General features: G+C 56.3%; 15 protein-coding genes. 11 read left to right on the top strand and 4 right to left on the bottom strand.

What is annotated here, in order from left to right; all coding sequences use genetic code 11:
- The first annotated feature begins 140 nt into the window (after nt 1-140).
- Nucleotides 141-380: a hypothetical protein gene (locus QMG15_RS12260; RefSeq protein ID WP_281788815.1), complete on the top strand. Its 240-nt coding sequence runs from the start codon at nt 141-143 to the stop codon at nt 378-380.
- 21 nt (nt 381-401) lie between these two features.
- Here QMG15_RS12260 and mnmA read toward each other — a convergent pair whose 3' ends face one another.
- Both mnmA and QMG15_RS12250 read right to left on the bottom strand, forming a co-directional pair.
- Nucleotides 402-1529, bottom strand: a complete 1128-nt coding sequence (gene mnmA, locus QMG15_RS12255) for a tRNA 2-thiouridine(34) synthase MnmA (RefSeq protein ID WP_281788814.1) — start codon at nt 1527-1529, stop codon at nt 402-404.
- 7 nt (nt 1530-1536) lie between these two features.
- Nucleotides 1537-2037 (bottom strand): NUDIX hydrolase, encoded by a 501-nt coding sequence (locus QMG15_RS12250; RefSeq protein ID WP_281788813.1) that lies wholly within the window; start codon nt 2035-2037, stop codon nt 1537-1539.
- 102 nt (nt 2038-2139) lie between these two features.
- On the opposite strand from QMG15_RS12250, the gene QMG15_RS12245 reads away from it, so the two are divergent.
- From QMG15_RS12245 to QMG15_RS12225, 5 genes are read left to right on the top strand one after another with little or no spacing between them, the layout of a single operon-like run.
- Nucleotides 2140-3270 carry a Re/Si-specific NAD(P)(+) transhydrogenase subunit alpha gene (locus QMG15_RS12245; protein ID WP_281788812.1) on the top strand — a complete coding sequence of 377 codons (1131 nt, stop codon included), beginning with the start codon at nt 2140-2142 and terminating at the stop codon, nt 3268-3270.
- A 16-nt stretch (nt 3271-3286) separates the two neighbouring features.
- Nucleotides 3287-3610, top strand: a complete 324-nt coding sequence (locus tag QMG15_RS12240) for an NAD(P) transhydrogenase subunit alpha (RefSeq protein ID WP_108283800.1) — start codon at nt 3287-3289, stop codon at nt 3608-3610.
- 2 nt (nt 3611-3612) lie between these two features.
- Nucleotides 3613-5106: an NAD(P)(+) transhydrogenase (Re/Si-specific) subunit beta gene (locus tag QMG15_RS12235; RefSeq protein ID WP_281790141.1), complete on the top strand. Its 1494-nt coding sequence runs from the start codon at nt 3613-3615 to the stop codon at nt 5104-5106.
- Nucleotides 5103-6791, top strand: coding sequence for a long-chain-fatty-acid--CoA ligase (locus tag QMG15_RS12230; RefSeq protein ID WP_281788811.1), 1689 nt, complete (start codon nt 5103-5105; stop codon nt 6789-6791). The genes QMG15_RS12235 and QMG15_RS12230 overlap by 4 nt, the downstream gene beginning before the upstream one ends.
- Nucleotides 6788-7546, top strand: coding sequence for a 5'-methylthioadenosine/adenosylhomocysteine nucleosidase (locus tag QMG15_RS12225; RefSeq protein ID WP_281788810.1), 759 nt, complete (start codon nt 6788-6790; stop codon nt 7544-7546). Before QMG15_RS12230 ends, QMG15_RS12225 begins: the two co-directional genes overlap by 4 nt.
- Here QMG15_RS12225 and corA read toward each other — a convergent pair whose 3' ends face one another.
- Nucleotides 7547-8533 carry a magnesium/cobalt transporter CorA gene (corA, locus tag QMG15_RS12220; RefSeq protein ID WP_108360403.1) on the bottom strand — a complete coding sequence of 329 codons (987 nt, stop codon included), beginning with the start codon at nt 8531-8533 and terminating at the stop codon, nt 7547-7549. It lies immediately after the preceding gene.
- A gap of 281 nt (nt 8534-8814) precedes the next feature.
- Here corA and raiA point away from each other — a divergent pair, with 281 nt between their 5' ends.
- The 3 genes from raiA to hprK all read left to right on the top strand — a co-directional run bounded on the left by raiA (nt 8815) and on the right by hprK (nt 10641).
- Nucleotides 8815-9144, top strand: coding sequence for a ribosome-associated translation inhibitor RaiA (gene raiA / locus QMG15_RS12215; protein ID WP_104800461.1), 330 nt, complete (start codon nt 8815-8817; stop codon nt 9142-9144).
- A gap of 88 nt (nt 9145-9232) precedes the next feature.
- Nucleotides 9233-9697: a PTS sugar transporter subunit IIA gene (locus tag QMG15_RS12210; RefSeq protein WP_108360404.1), complete on the top strand. Its 465-nt coding sequence runs from the start codon at nt 9233-9235 to the stop codon at nt 9695-9697.
- Nucleotides 9694-10641 carry an HPr(Ser) kinase/phosphatase gene (gene hprK / locus QMG15_RS12205; protein WP_108360405.1) on the top strand — a complete coding sequence of 316 codons (948 nt, stop codon included), beginning with the start codon at nt 9694-9696 and terminating at the stop codon, nt 10639-10641. Before QMG15_RS12210 ends, hprK begins: the two co-directional genes overlap by 4 nt.
- A gap of 3 nt (nt 10642-10644) precedes the next feature.
- On the opposite strand, the gene fur is transcribed toward hprK, so the two are convergent.
- Complete coding sequence (gene fur / locus QMG15_RS12200) at nt 10645-11079, bottom strand: ferric iron uptake transcriptional regulator (protein WP_108360406.1); 435 nt, start codon at nt 11077-11079, stop codon at nt 10645-10647.
- 85 nt (nt 11080-11164) lie between these two features.
- Between fur and QMG15_RS12195 the strand changes: the two genes are divergently transcribed.
- Both QMG15_RS12195 and dapB read left to right on the top strand, forming a co-directional pair.
- A complete protein-coding gene (locus tag QMG15_RS12195; protein ID WP_281788809.1) occupies nt 11165-11707 on the top strand; it encodes an outer membrane protein assembly factor BamE in 543 nt (180 codons plus the stop codon).
- A 22-nt stretch (nt 11708-11729) separates the two neighbouring features.
- Nucleotides 11730-12548, top strand: a complete 819-nt coding sequence (dapB, locus tag QMG15_RS12190; protein WP_108360408.1) for a 4-hydroxy-tetrahydrodipicolinate reductase — start codon at nt 11730-11732, stop codon at nt 12546-12548.
- Nucleotides 12549-12551: the final 3 nt, after the last annotated feature.

The following is a 12551-nucleotide window of genomic DNA, read 5'->3' as shown; positions in this document are numbered from 1 at the left end:
AACGAAAACGCAGACTAACGAACGTTGAGTCTGGTGCGTTGACCAAAATATTTAAATATTTGCGTCAACAGCTGCGTCTTCCTTGCCGTTGAATGTTCACTCCGCTGTTGGAGTTGTTCAACCACCGTAAAGGAATTTATATGAACAAGCTGATTGCCTCTTTGATCGTTGGTGCTTTTTCTGCTGCAGCGTTTGCTGTGACACCTGCGGCGCCGGCGACACCAGCAACACCTGCCACGCCCGCTTCTGCAGCCAAGGTTGAAGCCGCACCTGCGGTGAAGACCGAAGGCAAACACCTCGGCCAAGAGAAGAAGGCTGCAAAAAAAGCCGAAGGCGCTAAGAAGGTCGAAGCCGCTCCTAAAGCTGACGCTGCCAAGTAAACGCGTCGCTGCCTAGCGCAGTTAGGCGAGGGTTGTGTTCAGCGCTGCAGCGCTGGCAATGACCCCGCCGCCCATACACACCTCACCGTCATACAACACAGCCGATTGGCCGGGTGTGACGGCCCACTGAGGGTCATCAAAGGCGAGCACCAGCTCGCCTTCTGTGTTGTAGCTCAACTCGCACGGGGCATCGGCTTGGCGATAGCGTGTTTTGGCTGCGTAGCGTCCGGGTGTTGGCGCGTGAGGGGCGCACCAGCTCAGGTCGTCGGCGTGCAGCGAGCCGTAAAGCAACCAAGGGTGGTCATGGCCTTGCACCACATACAAGGTGTTGGTGGCCAAGTCTTTGCGGGCCACAAACCAGGGCTGATGTTCACCGCCACCGCGCTGTGCGCCTTTTTCTTTGAGGCCACCAATGCCCAAGCCTTGGCGTTGACCAAGCGTGTAAAAACTCAAACCCACATGCGTGCCAATCTTGCGGCCACGCTCGTCTTTGATGGGGCCGGGCTCGTTGGCGATGTAGCGGTTTAAAAACTCACGGAAAGGGCGTTCGCCGATGAAGCAAATGCCGGTGGAGTCTTTTTTCTTGGCGTTGGGCAAACCAATTTCATCCGCAATGCGGCGCACTTCGGTTTTGTGCAGCTCGCCCACGGGGAACAAGGTTTTGGACAACTGTGCCTGGTTCAATCGGTGCAAGAAATAGCTTTGGTCTTTGCTGGGGTCCAAGCCTTTGAGCAGTTGAAACTCGCCATTTATTTCACGCACACGGCAGTAATGGCCGGTGGCAATTTTTTCTGCGCCCAAGCGCATGGCGTGGTCTAAGAACGCTTTGAACTTGATTTCAGCGTTGCACAAAATGTCGGGGTTGGGCGTGCGGCCGCCTTGGTATTCGCGCAAGAACTCGGCGAACACGCGGTCTTTGTATTCGGCGGCAAAGTTGACGTGTTCAATCTCAATGCCAAGCACGTCAGCCACGGCAGCGGCGTCCACGAAGTCGATGTTGGACGAACAGTACTCGCTGTCATCATCGTCTTCCCAGTTTTTCATGAAGATGCCGACGACGTCGTAGCCTTGTTGCTTCAACAGATAGGCACTGACGGCCGAATCCACGCCGCCGCTCAAGCCCACCACCACACGTTTGTTATTTGCCATGCGGCAATTATCCCTTTGCGGGGTTCAAGACGCTGGGGTCGGTGTAAATCAAATCCATCGGAAAGCGTTGTCCAGCCAAGTGGTCTTCCATGCAGCGCAATACCAATGGGCTGCGCAGGCGATGCACATTGGCGCGAATGTCGTCGGGCGTCATCCACAGGGTGCGCACAATGCCTTTGTCTAGCTTGGCGCCTGGTACCTGTTCACCCAGCTCGCCGCAAAACGCGAGGCGAAAGTAGGTCACGTCTTCGGCGGCACGACCTTCGCGGGCAGGGCGTAACAGCCGAGAGATGTAGATGCCCACCATGTCTGTGGGTTTGAAGGTGTAGGTGGTTTCTTCCAACGCTTCGCGTGCGCAGCCGTCTTCGGGTGACTCGCCTGGGTCGAGGTGACCTGCGGGGTTGTTCAGGCGCAAACCTTCAGGTGTGTGTTCTTCGATGAGGAGGTAACGACCATCGCGTTCAATGATGGCGGCGACGGTGACACTGGGCTTCCAACGTTTATTCATTCGCTCATTATCTTTCGGGTAAATCCCGCTCAGTTGTATTTGTAAAGTCGTGTAACCTTGCGTCACTCTGACAAGAATAAGCACTCACACGAGGAGAAGCGCATGTTGATAGGTGTTCCCGCCGAGACGACGGCAGGCGAGACCCGCGTGGCCGTCACGCCTGAAACGGCTAAAAAACTCATTTCCCAAGGACACACCGTCCGCGTGCAAAAGGGTGCGGGCGTTGCTGCCAGCGTTCCAGATACGGCTTATGCCGCGGTGGGCGCTGAAGTGGTGGATGCGGCCAGCAGCTGGGGTTGCGATTTGGTCCTCAAGGTGCGCGCGCCAGAGGCTGTTGAGGCGTCAAGCATCAAAGCTGGTAGCACCGTGGTGGGCATGTTGGAGCCTTTCAACGCGGAAGGCTTGCAGCGTTTGGCGACAGCAGGTGCCACAGGTTTTGCCCTCGAAGCGGCCCCACGAACCACCCGTGCGCAAAGCATGGACGTGTTGTCTTCACAGGCCAACATCGCGGGCTACAAAGCAGTCATGCTGGCGGCAGACACATACCAACGCTTTTTCCCCATGTTGATGACGGCAGCGGGTACGGTGAAGGCCGCCCGCGTGGTCATCCTTGGTGTGGGCGTGGCGGGCTTGCAAGCCATTGCCACTGCCAAGCGTTTGGGTGCGGTGATTGAAGCCACCGATGTACGCCCCAGCGTGAAAGAGCAAGTGGAGTCCCTCGGCGCCAAGTTCATCGACGTGCCGTTTGAAAGCCAAGACGAAAAAGACGCTGCCGAAGGCGTGGGTGGCTATGCCCGCCCCATGCCGCAAAGCTGGCTGGACCGTCAAAAGGTTGAGGTCGCCAAGCGCGTGGCCTTGGCCGATGTGGTCATCACCACGGCGCTCATCCCAGGTCGCGCAGCGCCTGTGCTGGTGACAGAAGACATGGTCAAGGCCATGAAGCCGGGCTCGGTCATCATCGATATCGCTGCAGGTAAAGGGGCCAACGGCACCGATGGCAACTGCCCGCTGACCGAGGCGGGCAAAACCGTCATCAAGCATGGCGTGACGCTCGTGGGCGAGACCAACTTGCCCGCCTTGGTGGCTGCAGACGCCAGCGCGCTGTATGCCCGCAACGTGCTCGACTTTTTGAAGCTCGTCATCAACAAAGAAGGTGCGTTGCACATCGACCTAGAAGATGACATCGTGGCCGCTTGTCTTGTCACCCGCGATGGCGCGGTGGTGAAGAAATAAAACGAGGAACAACAACATGGATGCAGTCTCCCCCACCCTCGTCAACCTGATTATTTTTGTGCTCGCCATCTACGTGGGTTACCACGTGGTGTGGACGGTCACTCCTGCGTTGCACACGCCGCTGATGGCGGTGACCAACGCCATTTCGGCCATCGTCATCGTGGGTGCCATGCTGGCGGCTGCCATGACAGAAACCACGCTGGGTAAAACCATGGGTGTGTTGGCTGTGGCACTGGCAGCGGTCAACGTGTTTGGTGGCTTCATGGTCACGCGTCGCATGTTGGAAATGTTCAGAAAAAAAGACAAACCCGCTAAGGCAGCAGCAGGAGACAAAGCATGAACATGGACTTTGTTTCAATGAACCTCGTCACCTTGATGTACTTGGTGGCGAGCGTGTGTTTCATTCAAGCGCTCAAAGGTTTGAGCCATCCCACCACGTCCATTCGCGGCAACGTGTTTGGCATGAGCGGCATGACGATTGCGGTGCTGACAACGGCCGCTTTGATCGTGAAGCTGTCTGGCTCCAGCATCGGCATGAGCTGGGTGCTGGTGGGTCTTGTGGTCGGCGGCGGTGCCGGCACCCTCATGGCGCAACGCGTTGAGATGACCAAGATGCCCGAGCTGGTGGCTTTCATGCACAGCATGATTGGTTTGGCGGCGGTGTTCATCGGCGTGGCTGCGGTGGCAGAGCCTTGGGCGTTTGGCATCACGCCAGCACCGCAAGAGTTGATCACCAAGGTGCAAACGACGTCGGGCGTGGTCATTACCGAGATGATGCAGCGCTTCCCCATTCCGGCCGGTAACCGTTTGGAGTTGTTCTTGGGTGCCGCCATTGGTGCCATTACTTTCAGCGGCTCGGTGATTGCGTTTGGCAAGCTTTCGGGTAAATACAAATTCCGCTTGTTTCAAGGTACGCCTGTGAGCTTTGCAGGCCAACACATGCTCAACCTCGTGTTGGGCTTGGTCATGATTGGTCTGGGCTTGATGTTTGTGATGACAGAGAGCTGGACTGCTTTCTTCTCCATGCTGGCCTTGTCGTTTGTGATGGGTGTGCTCATCATCATCCCGATTGGCGGTGCCGACATGCCCGTGGTGGTGTCCATGCTCAACAGCTATTCGGGTTGGGCTGCTGCGGGCATTGGCTTCTCGCTCAACAACAGCATGCTCATCATTGCGGGCAGCTTGGTGGGCAGCTCGGGCGCGATTCTGAGCTACATCATGTGCAAGGCCATGAACCGCTCGTTCTTCAGCGTGATTTTGGGTGGCTTTGGCGCAGAGGCGGTCACGGCAGTGGCTGGCGCCCAAGAGCAACGCCCCGTCAAGAGCGGCAGTGCCGACGATGCGGCTTACATCTTGTCTAACGCCGAAACCGTGGTGATCGTGCCTGGTTATGGCTTGGCTGTGGCGCGTGCGCAGCATGCGGTGAACGAGTTGGCTGAGAAGTTGATGCACAAAGGCATCAACGTGAAGTATGCAATTCACCCGGTGGCGGGTCGCATGCCTGGCCACATGAACGTGTTGTTGGCCGAGGCCGAGGTGCCTTACGACCAAGTGTTTGAGATGGAAGACATCAACGGCGAATTTGGCCAAGCCGACGTCGCCATCGTGCTGGGTGCGAACGACGTGGTGAACCCCGCTGCGTTGGAGAAGGGCAGTTCAATTTACGGCATGCCGATTCTGGAAGCTTATAAAGCCAAGACGGTGATTGTGAACAAACGCTCCATGGCTTCGGGCTATGCCGGTTTGGACAATGAGCTGTTTTATATGGACAAAACCATGATGGTGTTTGGTGACGCCAAGAAGGTGGTCGAAGACATGGTGAAAGCGATTGAATGAACTCCACAATGAAGCCTTGGTTAAGCGCCTACCCAGAGGGTGTGCCTGCAGAAATTGACATCACCGCGTACAGCTCGTTGGTAGATTTGATGCAAGAAAGCTTTCGCCAATACGGCGATCGCACAGCTTTCAGTTTCTTGGGTAAGCGGCTGACCTATAAAGAGCTTGACCGTTTGAGCCAAGTTTTTGCAGCCTATTTGCAAAGCTTAGGCTTGGTATTTGGTGACCGGGTGGCCATCATGCTGCCCAACGTGTTGCAGTACCCCATCGCTGTGGCGGCCGTGCTTCGCGCGGGTTTTGTGGTGGTCAACATCAACCCGCTTTACACCGCCCGCGAGTTGGAAGCCCAGCTCAAAGACTCAGATGCCAAAGCGATCGTGGTGCTCGAAAACTTCGGCGCGACTTTGCAAGAGTGTTTGGCCCGTACCCCTGTGAAGCATGTGGTGTTGTGTGCGATGGGCGACCGCTTAGGTTTGCTCAAAGGCGTGTTGGTCAACCATGTGGTGCGCAAAGTTAAAAAAATGGTGCCTGCGTTCGAGCTGCCCACAGCCGTTCGATTCAACGATGCATTAGCGGCCGGCGAGCGTTGCACATTGACGTCCCCTGAGATCCATGGCGATGACTTGGCGGTGTTGCAATACACCGGCGGCACCACAGGCGTGGCCAAAGGGGCTGAGCTGTTGCACCGCAATGTGATGGCCAATATGTTGCAAGCGTCGGCGTGGTTTCAGCCTGCACTCAAGCGCATTCCAGCCAACGAAATTCCAACTTTCATTTGCCCGCTGCCGCTGTATCACATCTTCGCGTTCACGCTCAACATCATGGCGTGTATGCGCATGGGCGGCTGCTCGGTGCTCATCCCCAACCCGCGTGATTTGCCCGCAGTGTTCAAAGAGATCAGCAAGCATCGCTTCCACGTTTTCCCTGCGGTGAACACCTTGTTCAACGCCTTGGCCAACCACCCTGATTTCAATAAAGTAGATTGGTCGCACTTGGTGGTGTCCGTGGGTGGCGGCATGGCCGTGCAAGGCCCAGTCGCCAAGTTGTGGCTGGAGAAAACCGGCTGCCCCATTTGCGAAGCCTACGGTTTGTCAGAAACCAGCCCTGCCGCCAGCGGTAACCCTGTGACCAACAAAGCCTTCAACGGCTCAATTGGTGTGCCATTGCCCAGCACTGACATGAAGATCATCGACGATGACGGCAACGAAGTGCCTGTGGGAACGCCTGGTGAAATCGCTATTCGTGGCCCACAAGTGATGGCGGGTTACTGGCAACGTCCTGACGAAACTGCACGCGTCATGACGGCGGATGGCTTCTTCAAATCGGGTGATGTGGGCGTGATGGACGAGCGCGGCTACTTTCGCATCGTGGACCGCAAGAAAGACATGATCTTGGTCAGTGGCTTCAATGTCTATCCCAACGAGGTGGAAGAGGTGGTGGCCGGTATGCCTGGCGTCATGGAGTGCGCGGTGATTGGCATTCCCGACGAACGCTCAGGCGAAGCCGTCAAACTGGTGGTGGTCAAGAAAGATGCTGCCTTGACCGAAACGCAAGTGCTGGAACATTGCCGCCACAACCTCACGGGCTACAAAATGCCACGCGTGGTGGAGTTCCGCACAGAGTTGCCCAAAACTCCCGTGGGCAAAGTGCTGCGCCGAGAACTGCGCGACAAAACCCCTGCATGAGCCGCATCGCGCTGGTCAGCGCCATGCACGAAGAGCTGGCGGCGGTGCTGGCACGCATGCCTGACGAACAAAAAACCGTGGTGGCGGGCCGCGAATTTTGGGTGGGGCATTGGCATGGTCACGAGGTGGTGGCTGTGCTCTCTCGCATCGGCAAGGTGGCCGCAGCCACCACTGCCACAACCTTGATTGAACGTTTTGGTGTGAGCCGCATCGTCTTCACAGGCGTCGCCGGTGGTTTGGCGCCGCAGGTGAATGTGGGCGATGTGGTGGTGGCGCGTGAGTTCATTCAGCACGACATGGATGCATCGCCTTTGTTCCCGCGCCACGAAGTGCCCTTGACCGGCATGACGCGTTTTGCCGCAGATGCCGCTTTGAGTGATGCCTTGACCAAAGCCGCGCCTTTGGCTATGCAAGACATGTTGGCATCTCTGCCAAAAACAGAGTGGCTCAATTTAGATTTGCCAAACGCCCAAGTGCACCAAGGCTTGATCGCCAGTGGCGACCGCTTTGTGTCACAAACGTTGGAAAGCCAAGCCTTGCAACGTGAGTTACCCGATGCCTTGGCGGTGGAGATGGAGTGCGCCGCCATGGCGCAGGTGTGTCACGACTATGGCGTGCCTTTGGCGGCGGTACGCACTATTTCAGACCGCGCCGATGATGCGGCGCATGTGGACTTTCCGCGATTCATTCAAAGCATCGCCAGTCGCTACAGCTTGGCGGTGCTTGACCGCCTGCTGTCCACGCTGGCCGTTTGATTACTTGAGCCAGCCGCGTTTGCGGAAGTACCACATGGGCACCAAAGCGCTGGCAATCATCAGACACAAGGCCATCGGATAACCCCAGGTCTTGTCGAGCTCTGGCATGTACTGGAAGTTCATGCCGTAGATGCTGGCAATCAAGGTGGGTGGCAGCAAGGCCACGCTGGCCACCGAGAAGATCTTGATGATCTTGTTCTGGTTGATGTTGATGAAACCCACGGTCGCATCCATCAAGAAGTTAATTTTGTCAAACAAGAAAGCCGTGTGGTTGTCCAGCGATTCGATGTCACGCAAAATTTGGCGCGCTTCTTCAAACTGGTCGGCATTGAGCATGCGCGAGCGCATCATGAAACTCACGGCGCGGCGGGTGTCCATCACGTTACGGCGAATGCGACCGTTCAAGTCTTCTTGGCGGGCAATGGCACCCAGCACTTCACCGGCCAGCACGTCGGTCACGTCTTCAGACAGTACCAACTTGCCTGCTTTTTCGAGCTGGTCGTAAATGCCTTCTAGCGTGTCGGCTGAGTATTCGGCGTCGGCGTCAAAGAGCTTTAACAGAACGTCTTTGTCGTCTTCAATCAAGCCAGGCGCGCGGCGTGCACGCATGCGCAACAAGCGGAACACGGGTACGTCTTCATCGTGAATGGAGAACAACACGCCACGGCTGCGTAGCGACGCGTTGTTTTGGTTCAAGATGAACGCCACACGCACGGTGCGGGGCTCGTCTTCGTCGGCGATCAAAAAGTCGCTACGGATGTGCAGTTCGCCGTTGTCTTCTTCGTAGAAGCGGGCAGACTCTTCAATGTCCTCGTCCATCGCATCTTCGGGGATGGAAAGGCCGTAGTACTGCTTGATCCAGCGTTTTTCCTCAAGCGTGGGCGCTTCGAGGTCAACCCAGATGGGTTGGAATTTGGAGAGTTCTTCCAGCGATTCGATCTCTTCTTGAAAGAGTCGACCGTTGGCCAGCGTGAAGATATTGAGCATGGCAGTCCTTGCGCGTGGGGCACAGAAATTCGAAGGGTGAGAAATGCAGCTTTCGAATTCGCGCGCCGTCTATAGGCCTGGTGCGATCCGAAAGCTACCGACTAGGGTAGGTTTCCAAGGAGATAGCTCCGCTGTTGATGTGGCGCAGATTATCGCACCGCCTCGGTGCAGTCTAGGGGTTTTCCGTAGGGTGTTTTTGGGCTGATTTTGAGTTCAACCCATTGCCTTTTAGGTAGGCTGAGCGCATAGTGAAAGCGCTAACTCACCAATGGAGGTTTTTTATGAACTTGACGATCAGTGGTCACCATCTTGAAGTAACTCCCGCCTTGCGCACTTACGTGACAGGCAAGCTAGACCGCATCACCCGACATTTCGATCAGGTGGTTGATGTGAAGGTGCTGCTTAGCATTGAGAACCAAACTGAGAAAGAGCGCCGTCAAAAAGCCGAGTGCAATATCCACGTCAAAGGTAGCGATATGTTCGCCGAGAGTGCACATGAAGACATGTACGCAGCCGTGGATGAGTTGGTGGATAAGCTGGATCGTCAAGTGGTTCGGCACAAAGACCGCTTGCAAAACCATCACCATGAGAGTCCCAAGCGTTTGATGTAGACCCAGAAGCTTCTCAAAACCGCCGTGAATCGGCGGTTTTGTCGTTTCAAGGCTTGTTATTTTGTAGGTGCATAATCTGCGCTCAATCATGAATCGTTTAGCTTCTATTCTTCCTCCAGCACAAGTTCTTGTGCGTGTTGAGGTCACCAGTAAAAAGCGCGCCTTTGAAGAGGCGGGCTTGTTGTTTGAGGGCCTGCACGGCCTCAATCGCGCGTTGGTGGCCGAGAGCTTGTTTGCGCGTGAGCGTTTAGGCTCCACAGGGTTGGGGCACGGCGTGGCGATTCCGCATGGCCGCATCAAAGGCTTGAAGTCGCCCATGGCGGCGGTGTTCCAGCTAGACAAAGCCATTGGCTTTGACGCCCCTGACGAGCAGCCTGTGAGTCTGCTCATCTTTTTGCTGGTGCCCGAGGCGTCTACGCAAAAGCACCTTGAAATTTTGTCTGAAATCGCTGAGTTGCTCAGCGACACCGGCTTGCGCGAAAAAATCAAAACCTGCGATGACGCGACGGAACTCCACCGCATCATCTCCACCTGGAATGCGGTGCAACCGTGAGACCTTCCGTCATCAGCGCGGATGTGCTGTTTGAAGCCTTTCGCGGTCGACTGCGTTGGGAATGGATTGCCGGCTTAGGTGCCTCAGAGCGCCACTTTGATGAGGTGGCTGTGCGCAGCGCGCGCTCTGGCGCCGACTTGGTGGGGTATCTCAATTACATCCATCCCTATCGCGTGCAAGTGATGGGTGAGCGTGAAGCCAATTACGTCAGCAAATGCTCGCCCGAAGACTGCGCCCGTCGCATCGCGCGCATCGTCACCTTAGAGCCTCCGGTGTTGGTCTTGGCTGATGGTCAGCAGCCCTCCGAGGCTTTGGTGTCCATGTGTGAGCGAGCCCAAATCCCCTTGTTTGCCACGCATGAGTCGGCAGCTTTTGTCATTGATTTGTTGCGCGCTTATTTATCCAAGCACTTTGCCGATCGCACCACCATGCACGGCGTGTTCATGGACATTTTGGGCTTGGGCGTGATGATTACCGGTGAGTCCGGCTTGGGTAAAAGCGAGCTGGGCTTGGAGTTGATTTCGCGTGGTAACGGTCTGGTGGCCGACGACGCGGTCGATTTGTACCGCATCAACCAAACCACCATCGAAGGTCGCTGTCCCGAGCTGCTGCAAAACTTGTTGGAAGTGCGCGGCATTGGTTTGCTCGACATTCGCGCCATCTTTGGTGAAACCGCGGTGCGTCGCAAGATGCGCTTGAAGCTCATTGTGCATTTGGTGCGCAAAGAAACCCTAGAGCGCGACTACGAGCGTTTGCCCCATGAGCCTCTGACGCAAGACGTGTTGGGCGTACCCGTGCGTAAGGTTGTCATTCAAGTGGTCGCGGGTCGCAACATCGCGGTGTTGGTGGAGGCGGCGGTGCGCAACTCAATTTTGCAGTTGCGCGGTGTCGACACTTATCAAGAGTTCATTGCGCGCCACCAGCGCGCCATGTCGCAAGGCTAAGCCTCACTTGCCCGCGGGGCGATGCTCGCAATTCTTTTTGACGCAGTGGGCATACAGACTGAGCGCGTGGTCTGCAATCTCGAAACCATGACGCTTGGCCACTTGGACCTGCAGAGCTTCGATTTCTTCGTCGTGAAACTCTTCTACGCGCCCGCAGTCTAGGCACACCAGGTGGTCGTGGTGCTCGCCTTCATTCAGCTCATACACCGCACGCTCGCTCTCAAAGTGGCTGCGTTTCAAAATGTCAGCTTGCTCAAACTGCATCAACACGCGGTAAACCGTGGCGATGCCAATGTCCATGTTTTGCAGCAGCAAATGGCGATACACGTCCTCGGCTGTCATATGCCGTTGCGTGCCTTGTTGGAAAATTTCCAAAATTTTCAGGCGAGGTGCGGTGGCCTTGAGGCCAATGCTTTTGAGGTCGTCTGGGTGTGCCATTTTGTCTTTCGCTCAGCGCTGGAAATAGACCCACCGCTACAATGAACGAATCATAGCCTTAGCGCCTCATTCGGCCTTTCACACCATGTTTGAATCCTGTCGAAATGCCCAAGAATTTTTGCGTCAGCAACGACGCTTCGTGGCCCTTGCCTGCTTGGTTGCGGGCCTAGGGCTGACGGCCTGTTCGAGCAACCTGATTTACAAGCCCGAAGTCGTGCAAGGCAACTTTGTCTCGCGTGAGCAAGTACAAGCTCTGCGCGCAGGCATGCCCCGCCAAGCGGTGCGTGATGTGCTCGGTACACCCTTGGTGACCAGCTTGTTTCATGCAGACCGGTGGGACTACGCCTTCACCATCCGTCGTCAAGGTGCTGAACCGCAGCAACGCCGCTTCAGCGTGTTCTTCAAAGGCGATGTGCTGGACCGCATTGAGGGCGATCCATTGCCCACCGAGGCCGAGTTCGCAGCCAAGTTAGACAACCGTCGCCCACCTACCAAATTGCCAGAGCTCAAAGCCACTGAGGCCGATTTGGCGAAGTTCCCAACCAAGCCGGCACCCGCTCAAGGCTCAGCCCAGCCAGCAGCACCTGTTGGCCCAGTTACTTACCCGCCGCTCGAAGTGGCTCGTTGATTTTTGAAAGCGCCGATACACCATGGCTCAATCTCCTGACATTTTGAAAATTGCCATCGCTGGCGCCAGTGGCCGCATGGGCCATATGCTGATCGAGGCTGTGCGCAACGACCCCACGTGCATGTTGGCTGGCGCCTTGGATGTGCCTTCTAGCCCTGGCATCGGCAACGATGCGACTGGCTTTTTGGGTCAAGCCAGCGGCGTGAACATCGAATCTGATGTGCGCAAAGGTTTGCAAAACAGCCATGTGCTGATTGACTTCACGCGTCCTGAAGGCACGCTGGCGCATTTGAAGATTTGCCGTGAATTGGGCGTCAAGTTGGTCATTGGCACCACCGGTTTTACGGACGAGCAAAAGGCAGAAATCGCCGAAGCCGCCAAGGACATCGCCATCGTCATGGCCCCCAACATGAGCGTGGGTGTGAACGTGACTTTGAAACTGTTGCAAATGGCCGCGCAAGCCATGCCCACGGGCTATGACATTGAAATCATCGAAGCCCACCACCGCCACAAGGTGGATGCGCCTTCAGGCACCGCATTGAAAATGGGCGAAGTGATTGCCGACGCCATCGGTCGCGACCTCAAAGATTGCGCGGTGTATGAGCGTTATGGCCACACGGGTGAGCGCGACCCCTCCACCATTGGTTTCTCCACCATCCGTGGTGGCGACATCGTGGGCGACCACACCGTGTTGTTCGCTGGCATTGGCGAGCGCATCGAAATCACGCACAAGTCGTCCAGTCGTGCCACCTACGCCCAAGGCAGTTTGCGTGCAGCAAGCTTCTTGGCTAGCAAGAAAAACGGCTTGTTCGACATGTTTGATGTCTTGAACCTGCGCTAATTT

Source organism: Limnohabitans sp. INBF002 (assembly GCF_027924905.1).
Classification (GTDB): Bacteria; Pseudomonadota; Gammaproteobacteria; order Burkholderiales; family Burkholderiaceae_C; genus Limnohabitans.
Note: the sequence above shows the minus strand (reverse complement) of the source record. Positions and strands in the feature narration are given on the sequence as shown.